Annotated in this window: 21 protein-coding genes; 13 read left to right on the top strand and 8 right to left on the bottom strand. The window is 33.9% G+C overall.

What is annotated here, in order from left to right; all coding sequences use genetic code 11:
* Window positions 1–4 precede the first annotated feature (4 nt).
* Window positions 5–1,003: a D-lactate dehydrogenase gene (locus ML436_13030; GenBank protein ID UMT78031.1), complete on the top strand. Its 999-nt coding sequence runs from the start codon at window positions 5–7 to the stop codon at window positions 1,001–1,003.
* Window positions 1,004–1,092: 89 nt separating this feature from the next.
* Here the strand turns inward: ML436_13030 and copZ are convergent, their stop codons facing one another.
* From copZ to ML436_13015, 3 genes are all read right to left on the bottom strand, one after another.
* Entirely contained in the window at window positions 1,093–1,299 is a 207-nt protein-coding gene (copZ, locus tag ML436_13025) for a copper chaperone CopZ (GenBank protein ID UMT78030.1), read from the bottom strand.
* A 292-nt stretch (window positions 1,300–1,591) separates the two neighbouring features.
* Window positions 1,592–4,000, bottom strand: a complete 2,409-nt coding sequence (locus ML436_13020) for a heavy metal translocating P-type ATPase (GenBank protein UMT78029.1) — start codon at window positions 3,998–4,000, stop codon at window positions 1,592–1,594.
* Window positions 4,001–4,239: 239 nt separating this feature from the next.
* Window positions 4,240–4,431: a hypothetical protein gene (locus ML436_13015; GenBank protein ID UMT78028.1), complete on the bottom strand. Its 192-nt coding sequence runs from the start codon at window positions 4,429–4,431 to the stop codon at window positions 4,240–4,242.
* Window positions 4,432–4,659: 228 nt separating this feature from the next.
* On the opposite strand from ML436_13015, the gene ML436_13010 reads away from it, so the two are divergent.
* The 3 genes from ML436_13010 (at window position 4,660) to ML436_13000 (ending at window position 7,274) form a co-directional block, all read left to right on the top strand.
* Entirely contained in the window at window positions 4,660–5,253 is a 594-nt protein-coding gene (locus tag ML436_13010) for a sugar O-acetyltransferase (GenBank protein ID UMT78027.1), read from the top strand.
* 197 nt (window positions 5,254–5,450) lie between these two features.
* Window positions 5,451–6,995 carry an L-glutamate gamma-semialdehyde dehydrogenase gene (gene pruA / locus ML436_13005; protein ID UMT78026.1) on the top strand — a complete coding sequence of 515 codons (1,545 nt, stop codon included), beginning with the start codon at window positions 5,451–5,453 and terminating at the stop codon, window positions 6,993–6,995.
* Window positions 6,996–7,106: 111 nt separating this feature from the next.
* On the top strand, window positions 7,107–7,274 hold the full coding sequence (locus ML436_13000) for a hypothetical protein (GenBank protein UMT78025.1): 168 nt from the start codon (window positions 7,107–7,109) through the stop codon (window positions 7,272–7,274).
* A gap of 72 nt (window positions 7,275–7,346) precedes the next feature.
* Here the strand turns inward: ML436_13000 and farR are convergent, their stop codons facing one another.
* On the bottom strand, window positions 7,347–7,895 hold the full coding sequence (farR, locus tag ML436_12995; protein ID UMT78024.1) for a fatty acid efflux pump transcriptional regulator FarR: 549 nt from the start codon (window positions 7,893–7,895) through the stop codon (window positions 7,347–7,349).
* Between the two features lie 142 nt (window positions 7,896–8,037).
* On the opposite strand from farR, the gene farE reads away from it, so the two are divergent.
* The 4 genes from farE to ML436_12975 all read left to right on the top strand — a co-directional run bounded on the left by farE (window position 8,038) and on the right by ML436_12975 (window position 13,183).
* Window positions 8,038–10,518: a fatty acid efflux MMPL transporter FarE gene (farE, locus tag ML436_12990; GenBank protein ID UMT78023.1), complete on the top strand. Its 2,481-nt coding sequence runs from the start codon at window positions 8,038–8,040 to the stop codon at window positions 10,516–10,518.
* A gap of 248 nt (window positions 10,519–10,766) precedes the next feature.
* Window positions 10,767–10,994: a ferrous iron transport protein A gene (locus tag ML436_12985; GenBank protein ID UMT78022.1), complete on the top strand. Its 228-nt coding sequence runs from the start codon at window positions 10,767–10,769 to the stop codon at window positions 10,992–10,994.
* Between the two features lie 11 nt (window positions 10,995–11,005).
* Window positions 11,006–13,000 (top strand): ferrous iron transport protein B, encoded by a 1,995-nt coding sequence (gene feoB, locus ML436_12980; protein UMT78021.1) that lies wholly within the window; start codon window positions 11,006–11,008, stop codon window positions 12,998–13,000.
* Between the two features lie 12 nt (window positions 13,001–13,012).
* On the top strand, window positions 13,013–13,183 hold the full coding sequence (locus ML436_12975; GenBank protein ID UMT78020.1) for a FeoB-associated Cys-rich membrane protein: 171 nt from the start codon (window positions 13,013–13,015) through the stop codon (window positions 13,181–13,183).
* 68 nt (window positions 13,184–13,251) lie between these two features.
* On the opposite strand, the gene clpL is transcribed toward ML436_12975, so the two are convergent.
* The gene (gene clpL / locus ML436_12970; GenBank protein ID UMT78019.1) at window positions 13,252–15,357 is read right to left on the bottom strand and encodes an ATP-dependent Clp protease ATP-binding subunit ClpL; all 2,106 of its coding nucleotides are present in this window, start codon (window positions 15,355–15,357) and stop codon (window positions 13,252–13,254) included.
* A gap of 408 nt (window positions 15,358–15,765) precedes the next feature.
* Here clpL and ML436_12965 point away from each other — a divergent pair, with 408 nt between their 5' ends.
* Window positions 15,766–16,287 (top strand): methylated-DNA--[protein]-cysteine S-methyltransferase, encoded by a 522-nt coding sequence (locus ML436_12965; protein ID UMT78018.1) that lies wholly within the window; start codon window positions 15,766–15,768, stop codon window positions 16,285–16,287.
* A 163-nt stretch (window positions 16,288–16,450) separates the two neighbouring features.
* Here the strand turns inward: ML436_12965 and ML436_12960 are convergent, their stop codons facing one another.
* Window positions 16,451–17,617, bottom strand: a complete 1,167-nt coding sequence (locus ML436_12960) for a hydroxymethylglutaryl-CoA synthase (GenBank protein UMT78017.1) — start codon at window positions 17,615–17,617, stop codon at window positions 16,451–16,453.
* A gap of 253 nt (window positions 17,618–17,870) precedes the next feature.
* Between ML436_12960 and ML436_12955 the strand changes: the two genes are divergently transcribed.
* A complete protein-coding gene (locus ML436_12955) occupies window positions 17,871–19,148 on the top strand; it encodes a hydroxymethylglutaryl-CoA reductase, degradative (GenBank protein UMT78016.1) in 1,278 nt (425 codons plus the stop codon).
* Window positions 19,149–19,276: 128 nt separating this feature from the next.
* Here the strand turns inward: ML436_12955 and ML436_12950 are convergent, their stop codons facing one another.
* Together ML436_12950 and ML436_12945 are read right to left on the bottom strand one after the other, a co-directional pair.
* Window positions 19,277–19,708 (bottom strand): CHAP domain-containing protein, encoded by a 432-nt coding sequence (locus tag ML436_12950; protein UMT78015.1) that lies wholly within the window; start codon window positions 19,706–19,708, stop codon window positions 19,277–19,279.
* 418 nt (window positions 19,709–20,126) lie between these two features.
* The gene (locus tag ML436_12945; protein ID UMT78014.1) at window positions 20,127–20,345 is read right to left on the bottom strand and encodes a sterile alpha motif-like domain-containing protein; all 219 of its coding nucleotides are present in this window, start codon (window positions 20,343–20,345) and stop codon (window positions 20,127–20,129) included.
* A 166-nt stretch (window positions 20,346–20,511) separates the two neighbouring features.
* Between ML436_12945 and ML436_12940 the strand changes: the two genes are divergently transcribed.
* The 3 genes from ML436_12940 to ML436_12930 all read left to right on the top strand — a co-directional run bounded on the left by ML436_12940 (window position 20,512) and on the right by ML436_12930 (window position 22,682).
* The gene (locus ML436_12940) at window positions 20,512–21,390 is read left to right on the top strand and encodes a LysR family transcriptional regulator (GenBank protein UMT78013.1); all 879 of its coding nucleotides are present in this window, start codon (window positions 20,512–20,514) and stop codon (window positions 21,388–21,390) included.
* A gap of 214 nt (window positions 21,391–21,604) precedes the next feature.
* Complete coding sequence (gene cidA / locus ML436_12935) at window positions 21,605–22,000, top strand: holin-like murein hydrolase modulator CidA (protein UMT78012.1); 396 nt, start codon at window positions 21,605–21,607, stop codon at window positions 21,998–22,000.
* Window positions 21,993–22,682 carry an LrgB family protein gene (locus ML436_12930; GenBank protein ID UMT78011.1) on the top strand — a complete coding sequence of 230 codons (690 nt, stop codon included), beginning with the start codon at window positions 21,993–21,995 and terminating at the stop codon, window positions 22,680–22,682. The genes cidA and ML436_12930 overlap by 8 nt, the downstream gene beginning before the upstream one ends.
* Window positions 22,683–22,700 lie beyond the last annotated feature (18 nt).

Here is a 22,700-nt window from a genome sequence, read left to right as displayed (position 1 = left end):
TAAAATGACAAAAATTAAAATAATGAGTGTACGTGATGAAGATATGCCTTACATTAATGCATGGGCAGAAAAGCATCAGGTCGAGGTAGACATTACGAAAGATGCATTAACAGATGCTAATGTTGAAACTGTGGCAGGCTATGATGGGTTATCATTGTCACAACAAATACCATTATCAGAACAAGTTTATAAACGATTAAATGAGTTAGGAATTAAACAAATCGCACAACGAAGTGCTGGATTTGATACATATGATTTAGACTTAGCGAATAAATATAATTTGATTGTGTCAAATGTGCCTTCATACTCCCCGAATTCTATTGCAGAGTTTGCTGTGAACCAAGCTATTAATCTTGTGCGTCATTTTAATCAAATTCAAACGAAAGTGCGAGAGCATGATTTTAGATGGGAACCGTCTATTTTATCGAAATCTATTAAAGATTTAAAAGTTGCCGTTATTGGAACTGGACGTATTGGGCGTGTAGTGGCTGATATCTTTGCTAATGGATATCAAAGTGAAGTGGTTGCATATGATCCGTTTCCAAATGCTAAAGTCGCAACATATGTAGAATACAAAGACACGATTGAGGAAGCGATTGAAGATGCAGATATCGTGACGTTACATGTACCTGCAACGAAATATAATCATTACTTATTTGATGCTAAATTGTTTGAACATTTTAAAAAGGGGGCAGTATTTGTCAATTGTGCAAGAGGCTCTTTAGTAGATACTAAAGCATTACTTGATGCATTGGATAACGGCTTGATTAAGGGTGCCGCACTTGATACGTATGAATATGAACGCAAACTTTTCCCAAGTGACCAAAGGGGCAAACCTTTGAATGATCCATTGCTAGAGTCGTTGATTGGCAGGGAAGATGTTATATTGACGCCACATATTGCATTTTATACTGAAGCTGCCGTCGAAAATCTAATCGTAGATGCATTAGATGCGACATTAGATGTATTGCAGACTGGGGATACTAAGTTAAGAGTAAATTAAAAATCGAACTGATGAGATAATTTGGAGTGTTGGGTTTCTCATCAGTTCGATTTTTTGATTTGGCGTTTGATGTGTTGAAAATTGCCTAATTAAACGACATCGTAACCTTGGTCTTCAATCGCGTCTTTCATTTGAGATACAGCAACTTTACTGTCATCATATTGAACACTTACTTGGCCATTTTCAAGGTTAACTTCAGCTGAAGTGACACCGTCAATATTGTTTAATGCAGATTCAACTGCACTTTTGCAGTGACCACAGCTCATACCTTCAACATTTAAAATTTCTTGTGACATAGCATTCACCTCCTTTTAGAGCCACTTATTATTTATAATAATTAGTGGCTCTTATGCAGTTGGAGCGAAGCGCCAACTGTAAACCACAGTGTGCTTATTATTTGGAAAATAATGATGGAACCTAATAGGCGAAGCTATTAGGTAAGATACACTAATTCGCCAGGCGAAAAGTGTAACTATATATGCAGTTGGAGCGAAGGCCCAACTGTAAACCACAACATTACGTTCACACAATATAGCCAATCGCTAGCCCACCTACGAAGTACCAACAAATACTTCATTATTAAAGAATTTAGGCATCTTTGCGACGTGGTTCTATGCGCATTTTTTTCAATCTAAGTGCATTTGTCACAACACTTACAGAACTTAGTGCCATCGCAGCACCAGCAACCCATGGCGCAAGTAAGCCCAATGCAGCTATTGGGATACCGGCAATATTATAACCAAATGCCCAAAATAGATTTTGGCGAATATTGCGAATGGTTGCTTTACTTGCGTAAATTGCTTTAGGAATCAGCATTAAATCGCCACCGAGAATAGTGATATCAGCTGCTTCAATTGCGACTTCTGTACCTGTACCAATGGCGATACCGATATCTGCTTTAACTAATGCAGGTGCATCATTCACACCGTCACCTACCATAGCCACTTTCTTACCTTGTTGCTGCAATTTGGCAATCTGTGCAGCTTTTTCCTCGGGTAAAATGTCAGCAATAACTGTATCAATACCAACTTGTTTGGCAATCGCTTGAGCAGTATTTTTATTATCCCCAGTTAACATGGCAACTTCAATACCCATATCGTGTAACTGTTTAATGGCATCTTTAGCATGATCTTTCACAGTATCTGCAACAGCAATGATACCTGTCAGTGAGTGGTTAACAGCAATGAGCATAGCAGTTTTACCATCTTGTTCATAACGTGTTAAGTCATCAGAAATATGCATAGGTACGCTAATATCATTTTCAGCCATTAATTTACGATTGCCAACTAATATATGATGAGCTTCAATCGTTGCTTCAATACCATGACCTGGCACTGCTTTAAAAGTTGTTGTTTCAGATAATTGTAAGTGTTTGTCCTTAGCATAATTTACAATAGCTTCTGCTAACGGATGTTCAGAATCTTTTTCAGCAGTAGCAAGTAGTTGTAAAGTTTGATCGTCACCATGATAATCGGTCACGACTGGACGGCCATTTGTTATCGTGCCAGTTTTATCTAAAACGATAGTATCGATTTGGTGCGCACGTTCAACAAATTCGCCACCTTTAAATAAAATACCATTTTCAGCGGCACGACCAGTACCCACCATAATAGATGTTGGTGTAGCAAGTCCTAATGCACACGGACAAGCAATCACTAGAACCGAAATACTTGCAACAAGTGCAGGCTCAAATGCACCTGGTGTAACTAAAGTAATCCACACGATAAATGTTAATAATGCAATACCTACTACAATTGGAACAAAATAGCCAGAAATAATATCAGCCAATCGCTGAATTGGTGCTTTAGAACTTTGGGCTTCTTCGACAACTTTAATGATGTTTGCTAGCACAGTGTCGCCACCGACTTTTGTTGCTGTCATTGTAATTGTGCCATTTTTATTCATCGTTGAACCAATTACAGTATCTTCAACATTTTTCTCAACAGGAATAGATTCACCTGTTAACATAGATTCGTCAATTGAAGTTACACCTTTAATAATTGTGCCATCGACAGGAACTTTTTCACCAGGCTTAACAATAAGTGTATCTCCAACGCGTACATCGTTTAAAGGAATCATGATTTCATTTCCATCTTTTAAAATACGTGCTTCTTTAGCTTGCAAACTTAATAATTCGCCTAGTGCATTTGTAGTTTGAGATTTCGCTCTAGCCTCTAAATATTTACCGAATAAAATTAAGGTAATAAGTACGGCGCTTGTTTCAAAATATAAATGCGGTTGTGTTGTTACGCCACTAAGCCAACGTACCATTTCATAAATACTATAAAAATATGCTGCACTTGTACCAACAGCAACAAGTACATCCATATTGGCGCCACCGTTTCTTAAGTTTTTATATGCGCCTACATAAAATTGCCATCCAATAATAAATTGAACTGGTGTAGCCAAGATAAACTGGAACCATGGATTCATGAATATTGATGGTATATGCATATTAAAGAGATGTACAAACATTAGCATTAATAGTGGTAGTGAAAGTACCGCTGATATGATTAATTTTATTAATTTATGTTGAAGCTCTTTCGTCTTTCGCGACGCTTGATCTTTGTTATTATCTTTAACTACTGCATCATAACCTAATTTTTGAATGCGAGTGATAAGCTGATTAGCATCTGTTTCTTCAGGATAATAGTCAACTTTAGCTTGCTCTGTTGTTAAATTGACCGTTGCATTTTGAACGCCGTCCATTTTATTTAAAACTTTTTCAATACGGCTTGAGCATGCAGCACAAGTCATGCCTGTAATGTCTAATTCGACAGTTTCTACAGCGACACCGTAACCTAAATGTTGAATAGCATTAATAAATTCTTGGACATCATGTTGATCAGGGTTATACTCAACAGTTGCTTTCTCTGTAGTTAAATTCACTTGGGCATTAACGTCATCAAGTCTATTCAGTTTCTTTTCGATACGATTTGAACATGCGGCACAAGTCATACCAGTGATATCTAACGTTGTTTTTTTCGTATTAGCCACATTATTGCCTCCCTGTGATTCATTGTTACACGTCTAATGTACCCCCTATAGGTATGTAAGTCAATCGTTGTGTTTTAATTTTTTGCTTTAAAAATAAAAAAGAGAGACTGCTGTACATGTATTGCACAACAATCTCTCCCGCTATCATCTATATTAAAAGAAGTCGAAAATAATATTAAAGGATGTATGAATGAAAGGTAAAACTTAAATGACTTCTGGATTTGCATATCGTTGGTGACTTAAAAGAAATCAGATGGGTTAAATTCTTTCGCATGTAAATTTTTAAAATTGTTAAGATGGATGACTTTATCTTCATCTTTGTTATCCGACAAGTGACGACTTGAGTCATTTGCCATTTCTTGGTCTTGTATCGTTTTGACTAAACCTAAAATGATTAAGATAGCAACTGTGCCTGTAATTAATATTCTCATCGCTATCATACTCCTTTTTTATTTCTCTTAATGATATTGTACGTTATTGAATTCAAAAATAAATGCGTCTAGAGTATTGATTTTCCCTACTACTTTAGAAGTATGTAGATAAAAAATTACTAAATAAGTTATGGAATCGTTAATATACTATATATTAGTTGCATGTAAGAGCCTCATTTTGATTAAATTTAAACAAGTAAATAAATTTATCAGGAGTTGGAAGGCGTAATGACTGAAAAAGAAAAGATGTTGGCGCAAGAGTGGTATGACGCAAACTTTGATCAAGATTTAATTGATGAACGTGCTCGAGCAAAAGACGTTTGCTTTGAATTAAATCATACAAGACCCAGTGATACAGAGAAAAGAAAACGATTGATTGACCAATTATTCCAAACTACGACTGATCATGTCGAAATTGCAATTCCTTTTGATACCGATTATGGATGGAACGTTAAACTGGGCAAAAATGTCTATGTCAATACGAATTGTTATTTTATGGATGGTGGCCAAATTACAATCGGCAATAATGTTTTTATTGGCCCTAATTGTGGATTTTATACAGCGACACATCCACTTAATTTTCATCTTAGAAATGAAGGTTTTGAAAAAGCAGGACCTATTAATATCGGAAGTAATACTTGGTTTGGGGGTCATGTGGCAGTCTTACCTGGGGTTACTATTGGAGAAGGTAGTGTAATTGGTGCAGGTAGTGTTGTTACCAAAGATATACCGCCAAATAGTTTAGCGGTTGGTAATCCTTGTAAAGTTATTCGTGAGATTGATAATGAATATCCGGATGGAAAATTTTGTGGTAAAGACTGATAACAAATAAATGTGTCATTGTAGCTCTAAAGCATCAAGTAAAAATATGCGAAATCCTATAAGTTAAGGTGTATAGCCTATATAAATGAAAGCGATTGCAAAATCAACCTTAATCATAGTAAAATGAGTTTAAATGATGTTATATCATTAAATCAAAGGGTTAAACCACTTTCAAAATTTATAGGGGGTAAGTGTACATGGTAGTAGAATTTAAAAATGAACCTGGTTACGATTTTTCAGTCAAAGAAAATGTGGATATGTTTAAGCAAGCATTAAAAGACGTGGAAAAAGAATTAGGTCAAGATATACCATTAGTGATTAATGGAGAGAAGATTTTTAAAGATGACAAAATTAAATCAATCAATCCTGCAGACACATCACAAGTGATTGCAAATGCATCAAAAGCAACAAAAGAAGATGTTGAAGATGCATTTAAAGCAGCTAATGAAGCTTATAAATCTTGGAAAACATGGTCTGCTAACGATCGTGCAGAACTTATGTTACGTGTTTCAGCAATTATTCGTCGTCGTAAAGCAGAAATTGCAGCGATTATGGTGTATGAAGCAGGTAAACCATGGGATGAAGCGGTTGGAGATGCAGCTGAAGGTATTGATTTTATTGAATATTATGCGCGTTCAATGATGGACTTAGCGCAAGGTAAGCCAGTACTTGACCGTGAAGGTGAACACAATAAATATTTCTACAAATCAATTGGTACAGGCGTTACAATTCCACCATGGAATTTCCCATTTGCAATTATGGCTGGTACAACATTGGCACCAGTAGTTGCAGGGAATACAGTGCTGTTAAAGCCAGCTGAAGATACGCCTTATATCGCTTATAAATTAATGGAAATTTTAGAAGAAGCAGGATTACCAAAAGGTGTCGTTAACTTTGTTCCTGGTGATCCAAAAGAAATTGGTGATTATTTAGTAGATCATAAAGATACACACTTCGTTACATTTACAGGATCACGTGCGACAGGTACTAGAATTTATGAACGTAGTGCTGTTGTTCATGAAGGTCAAAACTTCCTGAAACGTGTGATTGCTGAAATGGGTGGTAAAGATGCGATTGTAGTCGATGAAAATATTGATACAGATATGGCAGCAGAAGCTATTGTTACATCAGCATTCGGTTTCTCAGGTCAAAAATGTTCAGCATGTTCACGTGCAATTGTGCATAAAGATGTTTATGACGAAGTATTAGAAAAGTCAATTAAACTAACAAAAGAATTAACGTTGGGCAATACTGTAGACAATACGTATATGGGTCCAGTGATTAATAAAAAACAATTCGATAAGATTAAAAATTATATTGAAATTGGTAAAGAAGAAGGTAAATTAGAACAAGGTGGCGGTACTGATGATTCAAAAGGTTACTTTGTAGAACCGACAATCATTTCAGGACTTAAATCTAAAGATAGAATTATGCAAGAAGAAATTTTTGGCCCAGTAGTTGGCTTTGTGAAAGTTAATAACTTTGATGAAGCAATTGAGGTTGCAAATGATACAGATTACGGTTTAACTGGTGCAGTGATTACAAATAATCGCGAGCATTGGATTAAAGCAGTTAATGAATTTGATGTAGGTAATTTATATCTTAATAGGGGTTGTACATCAGCAGTTGTTGGCTATCATCCATTCGGTGGATTCAAGATGTCAGGTACAGACGCTAAAACAGGTAGTCCAGACTACTTATTACATTTCTTAGAGCAAAAAGTTGTTTCAGAAATGTTCTAAAGCTTCATAATGAACAAGGGCCATCCATTGCGGTTGGCTCTTTTTGTTTATAACTTTAAATATTAAGTAATAGCAACCATATTTTTAGAAAAGGATAATAGGTATAAGAATGTGAGATACGTTATTTCAATAATAATGGGAATTGTATTAGCAATTTGGTCATTTAAGCAACTGAGTCAAAGTCATTTAGATAGTGGATTTATTTTTTTCTTCATCATTTATGTGATGTATATCAGTTATTTTAATAGAGATAAACATACTAAAAACAAAAAAAGATAGCATGACACGTATTATAACGTGCATGTTATCTTTTTGGTTATTTAAGGTGAATGAACATATGTTACTGACCTACTATTTGATTTTAATATTGATTAATCTATGGAAAATGTTATCAATATCTTCGCCAGGCCAGTCTATTTTTTCATCTTTAATCCAATGCATAAATCCTTCAATCAACGAATCATAAATATAAAATATGAGATTGTCTGGAACGTCACTATCAATATCAATCCGATCTCTATTGTTTTTGATATCATCGTGCATAATTTTAATGCAAACATTTTTCAGAACTTTATTAAATTCGATATCTTCTTCTTGGAATTCTGCGATTTCTCTCAAATCCTCTTTATTATTAATCGTATCACTAATCGTTTGGAATGGATGATTAAGACGGTCACTGATATCTCTAGCAAAGTAGTCTTTAGTCAATTGGTTGAACAAATATTCTAGAAGATCGTATTTATCATAAAAGTGTTTATAAAAAGTTGTACGGTGCACAAGTGCATTGTCACAAATTTGATTGACAGTAATCGTTTGGAATAATTGCTGCTCTAACAATTGAAGTAAACTACTAGATAATGCTTTTTTGGTCTTAATAACTCTTAAATCTGTCTCTTTCATCTACATTTCTCCTTAATGTGTAGTTTAATATACAAATTTTAAAATTTAATTCTTTAAGAGGTAGGGTATAGATAATATAATCTAACAATAATCTACACTGTATAGTTAAACTATAACGTTGATTTTAAAAGGAGGCAATACTTTGGCAAAATTTTTATACAAGATGGGGACATTCATTGCAAAGCACAAATGGTCTGCACTCATCGCATGGATAGTGATTGTAGCAGCGATATTTATACCAATTGCTACGAATGCACCAAAATTTGACAATGATATTAAAATGACTGGATTAAAGTCATTAGATACAAATGAAAAAATAGAAAAGCATTTTAATCAAGATAGTGAAAAGGCACAAATTCGTGTGGTCTTTAAGACGACTAAAGATGATGGGATTGTACAACCGAGTATTACAAAAGATATTAAGAAAACGTTAGATGATATTAAAAAAGATGATAAGCACATTGATAAAATATCAGATCCTTATGAAAATAAGCAAATTAGTAAAGATAAATCAACAGCATTTGCAGATATCACATATGACGTTAGTCAAACATCTTTAAAAGATGACTCTAGAGATAATGTTAAAAGTCATTTGAAAGACTTACGTGACAATCATAATGTACAAACAGAGTTAACTGGTACAGGAATGACATCTACAGATATAGGCGGTAATTCAGAATTAGTTGGTATTATTGTTGCCTTTGTTGTGTTATTAATTACATTTGGTTCAGTTATTGCTGCAGGATTACCAATTATAAGTGCATTAATTGGTTTAGCTTCTGGTGTAGGTATTATCAGTTTGTTAACTTATGCATTCGATATACCAAATGTCACACTGACATTAGCCGTAATGATTGGACTAGCAGTTGGTATCGATTACGCTTTATTTATTTTATTCAGATACCGACAAGTTATGAAAACTGAAACAGATTACATTAAAGGCATTGGTCTTGCAGTAGGAACAGCAGGTAGTGCAGTTATTTTTGCTGGCGTAACAGTTGTAATTGCAGTATGTGGTTTATCATTAGTAGGCATTGACTTCTTAGCGGTAATGGGATTTGCTTCGGCAATTAGTGTTGTTTTTGCAGTACTTAGCGCTTTAACTTTATTACCTGCATTAATAAGCATTTTCCATAAACACATTAAAGTGAATAAATTACAGTCTAAATTCAAAAAAGATATTGATACGCCATGGTCTAAATTTATTACAGGAAATGCACTTGCGGCAGTATTACTAGGTTTAATCATATTAGTAGCAGCTGCAATACCAGTTAGTCATATGCGACTTGGTATTCCAGATGACGGTGTTAAACCAGCAGATTCTACACAGAAAAAAGCTTACGATATTATCTCGGATAAATTTGGTGAAGGATTTAATGGCCAAATTCCGATGTTGATAAATGTGAAAGATAAAAAGGATGATCCACAAGGATTACAACAAGATTTACAGTCTGTATATAAAGATATTAAAGATAAGAAAAATGTGGATATAGTTACTCCGCCACAAATGAGTAAAGATAATGAATATGCATTGATGGTGGTGATACCTAAACATGGACCTAATGCAGAAAGTACAAATGACTTAGTACATGATTTACGAGATTATAATAAAGATGCGCAAGATAAGTATGGATTTAAAACGGAAATTTCAGGACAAAGTGTAATTAATATTGATATGTCCAAGAAGTTAAATGAAGCGATACCTTTATTTGCATCAGTCATTGTTGTATTAGCATTTTTCTTATTAATGATAGTTTTCCGTTCAATCCTAATACCTTTAAAAGCAGTACTAGGGTTTGTCTTATCATTAATGGCAACGCTAGGATTTACAACATTAGTAATGCAAGATGGTTTTATGAAAGGTCTGTTTGGTATTGAAACGACAGGACCAATGCTAGCATTTTTACCGGTTATTACTATAGGTATCTTATTTGGATTAGCGATGGATTATGAAGTCTTCCTTATGTCTCGAATTCATGAAGAATATAGTAAAACAGGTAATAATGATTATTCTATAAAAGTAGGATTGAAAGAAAGTGGTCCGGTTATTGTTGCGGCAGCATTAATCATGTTTAGTGTCTTCTTTGCCTTTGTGTTCCAGGAAGATGTCATGATTAAATCAATGGGTATGGCACTAGCCTTTGGTGTTCTCTTTGATGCATTCATTGTTAGAATGATGTTGATTCCTGCATTAACGAAATTATTTGGAAAAGGTTCATGGTATTTACCAGCATGGTTAAATCGCATTATTCCAAGAGTCGATATTGAAGGACATGCACTTGAAAAGTACAAAACGGTTGAATCGCAAACATCTGAAGTTGAAAATAATAATGAAAAGTACGATACAACGTTTAAAGTACACGAACAAGATACACATGTATCAAAAGGCTCACAATTGCGTGACGAGACTCAGACAATTGTACTGGATAATAGAACGATGGCATTATATCAACAAGTGAGACAGCAATCTACAAATCCAATGTTCTTGCATGATGCCTTAGTAGATTACCAAAATAAACATCACTTAAATACGCAACAACAAACGACAAATATAGAACAGTTGAATAAAAATATTGAAAAATTAAATCAATTACTAGAAAAAAATTTACGCGACAAATCATAACTTGGTATCTGTTTAAATTGTATTAAGATATGAATGAAAATATACACCTCTGCTTTTAATGTGCACATCACATTTAAAGCAGAGGTACTTTTTTGTTATAGGTTAATGCATATACAATATTTTTTAAATGTCACAATTTTTACATAAAAAACGAATTTTATTTAACGAAAGTATTGCGCACTATAATTTTAAGGGTTATCATTTCTAAGTGATAATGATTATTATTTCTAATAGGAGTGAGAAATAGTATGTTAAACGTTAGAAATGGTGAAAAGAATAAACTTTATAGAATTAAACAAATTGATATTAATAATATGAACATGCTTTATCGCTTAAGTGCATTCGGTTTGACAGATGGATCTACAATAAAGATTAAGCAAAAATGTTTGTTTAAAGGGCCATGTATCATTGAAATTAATGGTCAACAATTAAGCATTAGACATTGCGACGCATGTTGTATTGCACTTGAAGAATAGGAGCCTGACAGATGGAAAATTATTGTATATTAGGTAATCCCAATGTCGGAAAGACATCATTGTTTAATGCGTTGACTGGCTCTTACGAGTATGTAGGAAACTGGAGTGGCGTAACAGTAGAGAAAAAAGTAGGAAAGTTAAAACATCATTTAGGGCAATTAATTGATTTGCCAGGTACATATGATCTATCACCAATTTCAGTAGATGAAACGATTGTTACGGATTATTTATTAAACAATCAATTTACAGGAATGATAAATATTATTGATGCGAGTCAGTTAAAAAGAAATATGCAATTGACTATCCAATTACTAGAATTAAATAAACCAATGTATATTGGACTGAACATGATTGACGTAGCAACAAAGCGTGGTATATATATCGATTATCATAAATTGATGAAAAAATTGAAAACACCTATTTTCCCAGTTGTTGCTCGGACAGGTAAAGGAACGGATTACTTGCTTGGTGAAATTAAATATTTAGGCGAAGGACCGCAACAACATTTTAAACTCAATTATGGCGAAACGATTGAAAGTGCCATTAGTGATATTTGTCGGGCTATTATGGCGGAAACAACGCATTCAAACTATGAATCAAGATTTATTGCAATTCAATACCTTTTAGACAATGTTCAAATTAAAGAGGAATTAAATGTAAAAGTATTAGATCAATTGTTAACGATTCGTCAACGTTTAGTACAAACATTAGATGGTACATCGATTCGTGGCGAAATGGAACGTATTCGAAATCAATATATAGATATGTTATTGCAAGATATTGTGACATATCCAGATGAAGATAAACAATTTTTCAGTACAAAAATAGATAAGATATTAACACATAGGATTTTGGGCATACCCATCTTTTTAGGTATTATGTGGTTAATCTTTCAAACGACATTTACATGGATAGGAACGCCATTGTCCGATCAACTTGACGGATTTATTGGAGGTACATTTACTGACAGCGTTAAGAGTGTCATGAGCCATCTTGGACTGATTCCGTTTTTACAAGATTTAATTACTGATGGCATTATTGCAGGAGTAGGTTCCGTATTAGTGTTCGTACCGCAAATTGTTGTGCTCTTTTTCTTTATATCATTACTAGAAGATTCAGGCTATATGGCACGTATTGCTGTTTTAATGGATCGCATCATGGAATCATTTGGATTAAGTGGGAAGTCATTTATACCTATGATTATAGGATTTGGCTGTAATGTACCAAGCGTGATGGCTGCACGTAGTATTGAAAATGAAAAAGAACGCCTGACAACAATTTTAATTGCACCGTTTATGTCATGTTCAGCAAGATTACCTGTATATGCATTATTCGTTGGCATCTTTTTTAAAGAAAACCAATCGTTAGTGGTACTAAGTCTTTATGTGTTAGGTATTGTCATGGCATTTATAGTAAGCACAGTACTTACTAAGACAGTGTTAAAAAATGAAAATGCAATCTTTATTGTGGAATTACCGACTTATCGTGTCCCATCAATTAAAACATTGTGGCGTAGTACTTGGGAAAAGGCTAAGGGCTTCGTGCGTAAAGCTGGTACATTTATTTTTGGAGGATCAGTAGTGATATGGCTTTTAAGTTATGCTGGTCCACATGGTATTAATGTAAATATTAATGACAGTTTTTTACACATGGTAGGTAGTTTCTTTGGAATGTTAGTTCAACCACTTGGGTTTGGAACTTGGCAAGCTGGTGCAACGCTAGTTCCAGGATTTTTGGCAAAAGAAGTTATTGTGAGTTCAATGGCAATTATTTACTCATCAGGTGATGCAGGGCTTGTGCATGTTATTCAAAATCAATTCACACCATTATCTGCGTATGCCTTTATGATTTTTATATTGCTCTATATCCCATGTGTCTCTACTGTAGCAGCAATTCGTAAGGAAACATATTCTTGGAAATGGACAGTACTCGCAGTGGTATATCCATTATTGACTGCTTATGTTTTAACATTTATCTTTTATCAAGTTGGACATTTATTTGTTTAAGGAGTGGTTGAAATGACAGTAATGATTAATATTTTGATATTTTTAGCGATTTTCGGATATGCTTTTTATACATTGGTTAAATTTTTCAAACGTTCTAAGCAAGGGAAATGTGGCACTTGTGAAATAGACAACGATTGTTGTAGTACAGAACAACAGGTAGTAAAACATTTTCCTGGGAAATAATTAAAAAAATGAGCACAGGTACGGGCGACCTGATGCTCATTTTTGATATGTTATATGTTAAAGTGTCGTTATTTACCTTTTACGACTAATTCGTTATCCTCAACATCTATATCCACATGTTTAACGTCTGTATGATCTAAATAGTAATCTGTAATTTTGTCACGTACTTGCTGTTCAACAATACGTCTTAATGGACGCGCACCTAATTCTTCATCATAGCCTTCTTCAATTAACCAATCTTTCGCATCTTGAGAAACGTCCATCGTAATACCTTTTTTATCTAATGTAACTTGTACATCGTCTAATAATAAGTTGACGATATCTTGTAATGCATCTTTATCTAAATGTAAGAATTCAACGATGCCGTTGAAGCGGTTAAGGAATTCAGGGCGGAAGAATTTTTTCATTTCATGCATAATATCTTTTTCTTCAGTGTCATTGCCATTGCCAAAGCCAGCATTTGATGTACAAATAATAATTGTATTTTTAAAGTTGATGACATTACCTTGACCATCAGTCAAATTACCATCATCCATTACTTGTAATAACAATGTTAAAATTTGTGGATTTGCTTTTTCGATTTCATCAAATAGAATGACTGAGTATGGATTACGGCGTACTTTTTCAGTTAACGTATTTGAATTGTCATCATAACCGACATAACCAGCAGTTGTACCAATCATTTTTGAAACAGCGGTTGTGTCACTATATTCACTCATATCAAGTCGAATAAGTGCATCTTTATTACCAAATAGATCTATTGCTAATTGTTTAGCAAGTTCTGTTTTACCAACACCAGTAGGGCCGACAAATAGGAAGCTACCAATTGGACGGTTGCCGTCATCGAATCCAGCACGATTACGGCGAATTGCACGTGAAACCATTTCTACAGCTTGATCTTGACCTATGATTTTACTTCTTAAACGATTAGAAATATTTTTTAAACGTTCAATATCGTTATCATCCATTTGTGAAACTGGAATACCAGTTAATCGTTGAATAGTATCTGAAATATCATGAACTGTAGCAACAGCAGTATGTTCACCATTACTATTTTCTAATTTATCTTGTAATGATTTGATTTCATTTTGAATGTCGTCAGCTTTTTTATATTCTTCAGCACTTACCGCTTTACGTTTATCATTTTCTAATTCAGAAATTCGTTTTTCAGTTTCAACTTTATCGACAGCTGGACTTTGCGCAGATAAATGTGCTGCTGTAATATCTAACACATCGATTGCTTTATCTGGTAATAATCGTTGTGGAATATATTGAATTGATAAGTCAACACATGCTTTTAATACGTCATCTGGCAATTTTACTTGATGGTGTTCTTCGAATTTTTCGCGAATACCTTTTAAAATTTCAACAGTATCTTTAGCACTTGGTTCATTAACAAGCACTTCATTAAATCTGCGCGTTAATGCAGCATCTTTAAGGATATTGTTTCGATATTCATCTTGTGTTGTTGCACCTATAATTGAAATCTCTCCACGACTTAATGCAGGTTTCAAAATATCAGATAAACCTTTGCTACCTGAATCACTTCCTGTGGCACCTGAACCGATAATTTGATGGATTTCATCAAAGAATAGTACGGCATTTTGTGAAGATTTAACACCTTCGATTAATTTTTGAATATTTTCTTCAAAAGCACCACGATATTGCGTTCCGGCTTCTAATGATGAAATATCTACAGAAATAATTTCTTTATCTTTGATTGCTGCTGGTACATTTCCTTCAACGATTGCCTGTGCTAAACCTTCAACAATCGCAGTTTTACCAACACCAGCTTCTCCAACTAATATAGGATTGTTTTTAGTTCGTCTACTTAAGACTTCAGCAGTTTCTTGAATTTCTTTATCGCGCCCAATGACTGGATCTAATAAACCATCGCGTGCTTCTTGCGTAAGGTTGCGACCAATTTGTTCTAAATAATTGCCGTTACCGCCTTGTTGCCCTTGTTGTCTTTGTGCTGCTTGTTGAAAAGCTTGCGCACTTTGTTCAGCAGAGTGATTGCCACCTTGTTGTGTGAGTTGCGCTAGTTCTTCAGGTGAAACTTCTTTACCATTAATATAGTATTTTTTGTTGCCACCTTGATTTGAACCTTGCATATCTTGCATCATTCTTCGAAAAATTGAATCAAAGTCGCTATTGAAAAAACCGTTATTCATTTAACATCACCTCTAAATTTTTTTGAACTAAACAAAAAAGAAATTACTTTTGAAGCGTTATGCAAACTATAAACAATTGCAATTGTACTTTTCCACTAATAATAGGTGATAAAACAGAATATTTTTAAAACTTTATGAATATTGTGTGTTATTTTTAATAAGTAAATATAGGTTTAATAAAATATTAAGGATCCATTGCATTTTCAATATTTTAATTTAAGATATGGTTTACAAAATAAGAGGTTAGATTGTATCGTGCGTTATTTTTCTGAAATAATCAAAGTGACTACTGACATAGTGTGAGCTATAAATGTGATTGGCAACTATTTTTAAAATTAAATCATTGAGGTATAAATATTTTCTACCGTAACAATTAAAGCGTATGATTAGAAAAAAGGGGGCATTTTTATGGATTATAAGTGCTATTATGATTCACCGGTTGGACGATTGGAACTTGTGAGTGATGGGGGAAGTCTGACCGCTGTTTTGTTTGAAAATCAACAATATGATGGTACTAGGGAAGAAAATGCGTCTTTAGCGATATTTAAAGAGGCGGTACAGTGGTTAGACGCGTATTTTAAAGGTGACAATCCTGAAATCACAATACCTTTAAATCCTACAGGTAGTGATTTTCAACAGTGTGTTTGGCATGAATTAAGACAAATACCATACGGTTCATTAACAACGTATGGAGAGATTGCTAAAAAAGTAGGAAAGCTACTTGATAAGCCGAAAATGTCAGCACAAGCAGTTGGAGGTGCCGTAGGTAGTAATCCTCTGTCAATTATCGTGCCATGCCATCGTGTAGTTGGTAAAACAGGTAGTTTAACAGGATTCGGTGGAACAATAAACAATAAAATTAAATTGTTAGAATTGGAAAATATCGATATGTCCGAACTTTATGTACCTAAACACAGTACAAAGCCGTAACGTATAAGGGGTATATTAAAAATTTCAATAATGTGTCAAACAGGCTTAGCTAATCAATTCAATACAAAGTGTTATAAATAGAGAAAAGCAGTAAGACGATTTCAATTGGAAGTGGTCTTACTGCTGTTTTTAGGTTATATTATATGTGTTTCAAATACACCGACTACTCTGGTCTGTGATATTCACGAACGTTATTTTCAATATTTGATAAGTAGAAAATATGACGATCCTCATGTACAGCGTCTTGTTGTTCGTCAAAGTCAACATCATCAAATCGTTTGAAGAATGTTTCATATGCATCAACAGATACTTCAGTACGATTATTTAATAATGCTTTATGTGCAGCTTGATCTAAATGATCTTTGTAGCCTTCAACAAGTGTCGCACTATAAAATTCACCAACTGAACCTGAACCATAACTGAATAAACCAATTGTTTCTCCAGCTTGTAAATCACGGTTTTCTAGTAATGAAATTAAACTTAAATACAATGATCCAGTGTAAATATTACCGACATAACGGTTATAATCTACAGCGTCTTCGTAACCTGATCGTAAACGCTCTTGAGTTGTTTCATCAGCGTTATCAATGATTGACTCTAATGCTTTTTTACCCATTTTTGTAAATGGTACGTGGAAGCATAGTGATGCAAAGTCAGCTAGCGACTTACCTTGGCGTTTCGCATATTCGTTCCAACTTTGTTGGAATGAACGGATATAAGCATCTTTAGATAAAGCGCCATCAACTAATGGATATTTATGGCCAGTTGGACGCCAGAAATCATAAACGTCTTCAGTATAAGCAACGGCATCTTCATTTAAAGCTAAAATGCTTGGATTGTGTGTAATTACCATCGCAACTGCACCAGCACCTTGTGTTGGTTCACCACCTGAATTTAATCCATAGCGTGCTGTATCTGTAGCAATAACTAATACTTTTTCATTAGGTCTTGTCGCTAAATAATCTTTAGCTAATTGAATTGCTGGTGTAGCAGCATAACAGGCTTCTTTCATTTCAAAGCAGCGTGCAAAAGGTTGGATACCTAATAAGTTATGAATTTGCACAGCAGCTGCTTTGGCAGCATCAATTGCTGATTCAGTTGCCACGATTACCATACCAATTTTCTTTTTGTCTTCGTCTGTTATAATGTCCTTAGCAGCGTTAGCGCCCATTGAAACGATGTCTTGGTTTACAGGACTAACAGCCATTTCAGTTTGACCAATACCAATTAAAAATTTGTTTGGATCTACTTGGCGTGCTTCTGCTAATTTAGCCATGTCTACATAGTACTTTGGAACGTAAAAGTTTATTTTATCGATACCTATTGTCATAAGGTTTTACATCCTTTCAAATTTATAAAAGCAACACTTGTATCATATCAGAATATGCTAATTTTATACAAAGAAATATACTAAATTTAAAAATGATTTGTCGTTTCTTGTAAGCGTTTTAATTTACCTTGTTTTATTTTAAAGTCAAAACGACAATTATTCAATTGAATTTTAAGACGAATGACGTTATTTTGTGGTAAAAATAGTAGTGATTGAAATGTTAAAAATTATGTGAAGTAAAAGGAGTATGTCCATGCAAAATTTAGATAAGAATTTTCGACATTTATCTCGTAAAGAAAAGTTACAACAATTGGTTGATAAGCAATGGTTATCAGAAGAACAATTCGACATTTTACTGAATCACCCATTAATCGATGAAGAAGTAGCCAATAGTTTAATTGAAAATGTTATTGCACAAGGTACGTTGCCAGTTGGGTTACTGCCAAATATTATTGTAGACGAAAAGTCTTATGTTGTGCCCATGATGGTGGAAGAGCCTTCAGTTGTTGCCGCTGCAAGTTATGGCGCTAAATTAGTTAATCAGACTGGCGGATTTAAAACTGTATCTTCAGAGCGTATTATGATAGGTCAAATCGTCTTTGATGGTGTCGAGGATACTGAAAAATTATCAGCAGACATTAAAACTTTAGAAAAGCAAATTCATAAAATTGCAGATGAGGCATATCCTTCTATTAAAGCGCGTGGTGGTGGTTACCAACGTATAGCTATTGATACATTCCCTGAACAACAATTACTATCGTTGAAAGTATTTGTTGATACAAAAGATGCGATGGGTGCTAATATGTTAAACACTATTTTAGAGTCTATTACAGCTTATTTAAAAAATGAATTTCCACAAAGTGATATTTTAATGAGTATTTTATCAAATCATGCGACAGCGTCCGTAGTTAAAGTTCAAGGTGAAATTGACGTTAATGACTTAACGAGAGGTAACAGATCTGGTGAAGAAGTAGCCAAAAGAATGGAGCGTGCTTCTGTACTTGCACAAGTAGATATTCATCGTGCAGCAACACATAATAAAGGAGTTATGAATGGAATTCATGCAGTCGTTTTAGCGACGGGAAATGATACACGTGGCGCAGAAGCAAGTGCGCATGCATATGCGAGTCGTGACGGACAGTATCGTGGTATTGCTACATGGCGTTACGATCAAGAACGTCAACGTTTAATTGGTACAATTGAAGTGCCGATGACATTAGCAATTGTTGGCGGTGGAACGAAAGTATTGCCAATAGCTAAAGCATCATTAGAGCTACTAAATGTAGAGTCAGCGCAAGAATTAGGGCATGTAGTTGCGGCGGTAGGATTAGCTCAAAACTTTGCGGCATGTCGTGCGCTTGTGTCAGAAGGCATTCAACAAGGTCACATGAGTTTACAATATAAATCATTAGCTATCGTTGTAGGGGCAAAAGGTGATGAAATTGCTAAAGTAGCTGAAGCTTTGAAAAAAGAACCCCGTGCAAATACACAAGCAGCGGAACGTATTTTACAAGAAATTAGACAACAATAGTAAATTGCGAATAGCGATTTTAAATGAACGTTTATGACAGCTTCACTTCGCTTAAATAAAACAATAAAATAAAAACTTCTATCACACGCATACAGGAAACTGAAGCGTTCGTGATAGAAGTTTTTTGGTTAGTAGATGTAGTTATAGTTACGTGCTGCTTTTTTGCTTAGCACACGTGTATTATATTTTAATGGGCGATAAAAGTTGTATTCTGAAACTTTAATACTACCGTTTTTATATACTTGTTCGACAACTGCGACATGTCCATAATATCCTGCAGTTGATTGCATTACAGCAAATTTTCTTGGCGTACGTCCAGTCGCATATTTTGATTTACGGGCATTATTATACCAATTTTTAGCATTGCCCCATTTATTGGAAACAGGTTTGCCAACTTGTGCACGACGTTGAAAAGCCCACCAAGTACATTGGTTTTTACTATAATAATTCACTGCGGCATGAGACTGATGCGTTTGTTCGACGGATTGATATGTGAAATCTGCTGTGAAAAGTACTGCAAAAGTAATTAATAAACGAATAAGTATCTTTTTATGTTTCATTTTTATCTCCCAAATTAATTTTTTTCTTTATTCAACGTTAATTATCATAAACTGATTTATTTTAGAATACAATGCGAGCAATCAACAATAAAAGTAACTGTAATATCGCTGTCATATAAAGTGTTAAATTGTAATAAAAAAGGAAATTTTCATGAAAAATGCAAATATGTTGTAGGGGATTAAGTTGGTCATATTTGAAAATGATAGAAAGAATTATAAGTATGATTAAAACGCAAGATTCGTGGGAGAACGAGTATGATATTTAGATGTAAAAGTCATTATTAAATTTATTATATGTGTATTGTATAGACGTCAAAATTATACATTGGCAAAATAAATCAATACTTTTCGACAATAAAAATAGCGCCCTACGAGCAGAGCGCTAACATGAGATGATGTGACTCCATGTATTCATGTATCATTGTACATTTGTGAATTGGTTGAAAACTGATAGTGCCCGTTTAATTACAGGTACTGAGATGCTTTCAGGACATGGATTTGTTCGAAAATATGACAATATTTCACTATGGCTCTTCACTTCTCTAGGGAAATTGCTATCTTGATTAATCCAATCAACCAATTCACCTAATGGTGTGTCATCACCAAGAAAATTTTGCATAAATTCGTAAAAGCTCAATACCTCACCTCGATTAATATACTTGAGCCATTAATATAATACCATAAAAAAATGTGTATTTTACATAAAAGTTTTTATAAAGCAATTTCATAAATCTATATTTATTGAAAGTTTAAGAAGTTGTGTATAATGAAATAAACGCGTTGAAATAGTTAGGATGATGTTAGTGGATATCAAACATATGAAATATTTTATTGAAGTGGTTAAGCAAGGTGGTATGACTAATGCATCAAAATCATTATATATTGCTCAACCAACGATTAGTAAGGCTATAAAAGACATTGAAAATGAAATGGGCACACCTTTATTTGATAGAAGTAAAAGACATTTGATACTTACGGATGCAGGTCAGATTTTTTATGAGAAAAGTAAAGAAATTGTTGCGCTATATGATTATTTACCATCTGAAATGGAACGATTGAATGGGCTTGAAACGGGACATATTAATATGGGAATGTCCGCGGTCATGAATATGAAAATTCTTATTAATATTCTTGGTGCGTTCCATCAGCAGTACCCAAATGTTACTTATAATTTGATAGAAAATGGTGGCAAAACAATTGAGCAGCAAATTATTAATGATGAAGTAGATATAGGCGTGACCACTTTGCCAGTCGATCATCATATTTTCGATTATACTACCTTAGATAAGGAAGATTTGCGACTTATCGTGAGCAGAGGGCATCGACTTGCAAAATATGACACAGTAAAATTGGAAGATTTAGCAGGCGAAGATTTCATTTTATTCAATAAAGATTTTTATTTAAACGATAAAATTATAGAGAATGCTAAAAACGTTGGCTTTGTACCTAATACTGTAGCGCAAATTTCGCAATGGCATGTTATTGAAGATTTAGTCACAAATGAATTAGGAATTAGTATATTACCAACATCGATATCAGAACAGTTGAACGGAGACGTGAAACTGTTACGTATTGAAGATGCACATGTACATTGGGAATTAGGTGTTGTTTGGAAGAAGGATAAACAATTAAGTCATGCCACAACGAAATGGATTGAATTTTTGAAAGATCGTTTAGGCTAAAATATAAATAAAGCACTCATTATTTAAGGCGCATCATTACGCGGGTCATTGAAATGATGAGTGTTTTTTATTGTGAAAATGAAGTGAAATTTAGATAGCGTTTCCATAGAAAATAGTAATATAAATCATAAAAAAAGAGTATTTTTATAAAGCGTTCGCCAAACTTATAATAGATATTGTAACAATTTAGACATATTTAGAAAGGGATGGCGCCATGCAAAAAGTCCAATTAATAATCAAACTGCTATTACAACTAGGAATCATCATAGTGATTACTTATATTGGCACAGAAATTCAAAAGATTTTCCATCTTCCTTTAGCCGGCAGCATTGTTGGTCTATTTTTATTTTATTTACTATTACAATTTAAGATTGTGCCTCTATCTTGGATAGAAGATGGTGCAAACTTTTTATTAAAAACAATGGTATTTTTCTTTATACCATCAGTTGTAGGTATTATGGATGTTGCTTCTGAAATCACGCTTAATTATATACTCTTCTTCGCAGTCATTATCATTGGCACATGTATCGTTGCATTATCTTCAGGATTTATTGCTGAAAAAATGTTTGCGAAACATAAACATCGTAAAGGTATAGATGCTTATGAATGATTATCTACAAGCATGTTTAATGATTTTGTTGACTGTCGTTTTATATTATTTCGCTAAAAGATTACAAGAAAAATATCCAAATCCATTTTTGAATCCGGCATTAATTGCATCTTTAGGTATTATTTTTGTATTACTTATCTTTGGAATTAGTTATAACGGGTATATGAAAGGTGGCAGTTGGATCAATCATATTTTAAACGCAACAGTTGTATGTTTAGCATATCCTCTTTATAAAAATAGAGGGAAAATTAAAGAAAATGTCTCTATTATTTTTGCAAGTGTATTAACTGGCGTTATGCTTAACTTCATATTGGTGTTCTTAACACTTAAAGCGTTTGGTTATTCTAAAGATGTCATAGTAACATTATTGCCCCGCTCAATCACAGCCGCTGTTGGTATTGAAGTGTCACATGAATTAGGTGGCACAGATACGATGACCGTACTTTTTATAATCACAACTGGTTTAATTGGAAGTATTTTAGGATCGATGTTATTAAGATTTGGAAGATTTGAATCTTCTATTGCTAAAGGTTTAACGTATGGGAATGCGTCACATGCCTTTGGTACAGCTAAAGCGCTGGAAATGGATATAGAATCTGGTGCATTTAGTTCAATTGGGATGATTTTAACTGCAGTTATTAGTTCAGTGTTAATACCTGTTCTAATTTTATTATTCTATTAATTTAGAAATTTAAAATGA

This window comes from Staphylococcus roterodami (assembly GCA_022493055.1).
Classification (GTDB): domain Bacteria; phylum Bacillota; class Bacilli; order Staphylococcales; family Staphylococcaceae; genus Staphylococcus; species Staphylococcus singaporensis.
The sequence above is the reverse complement of the archived record's forward strand: the minus strand, read 5'-3'. Positions and strand labels throughout refer to the sequence as shown.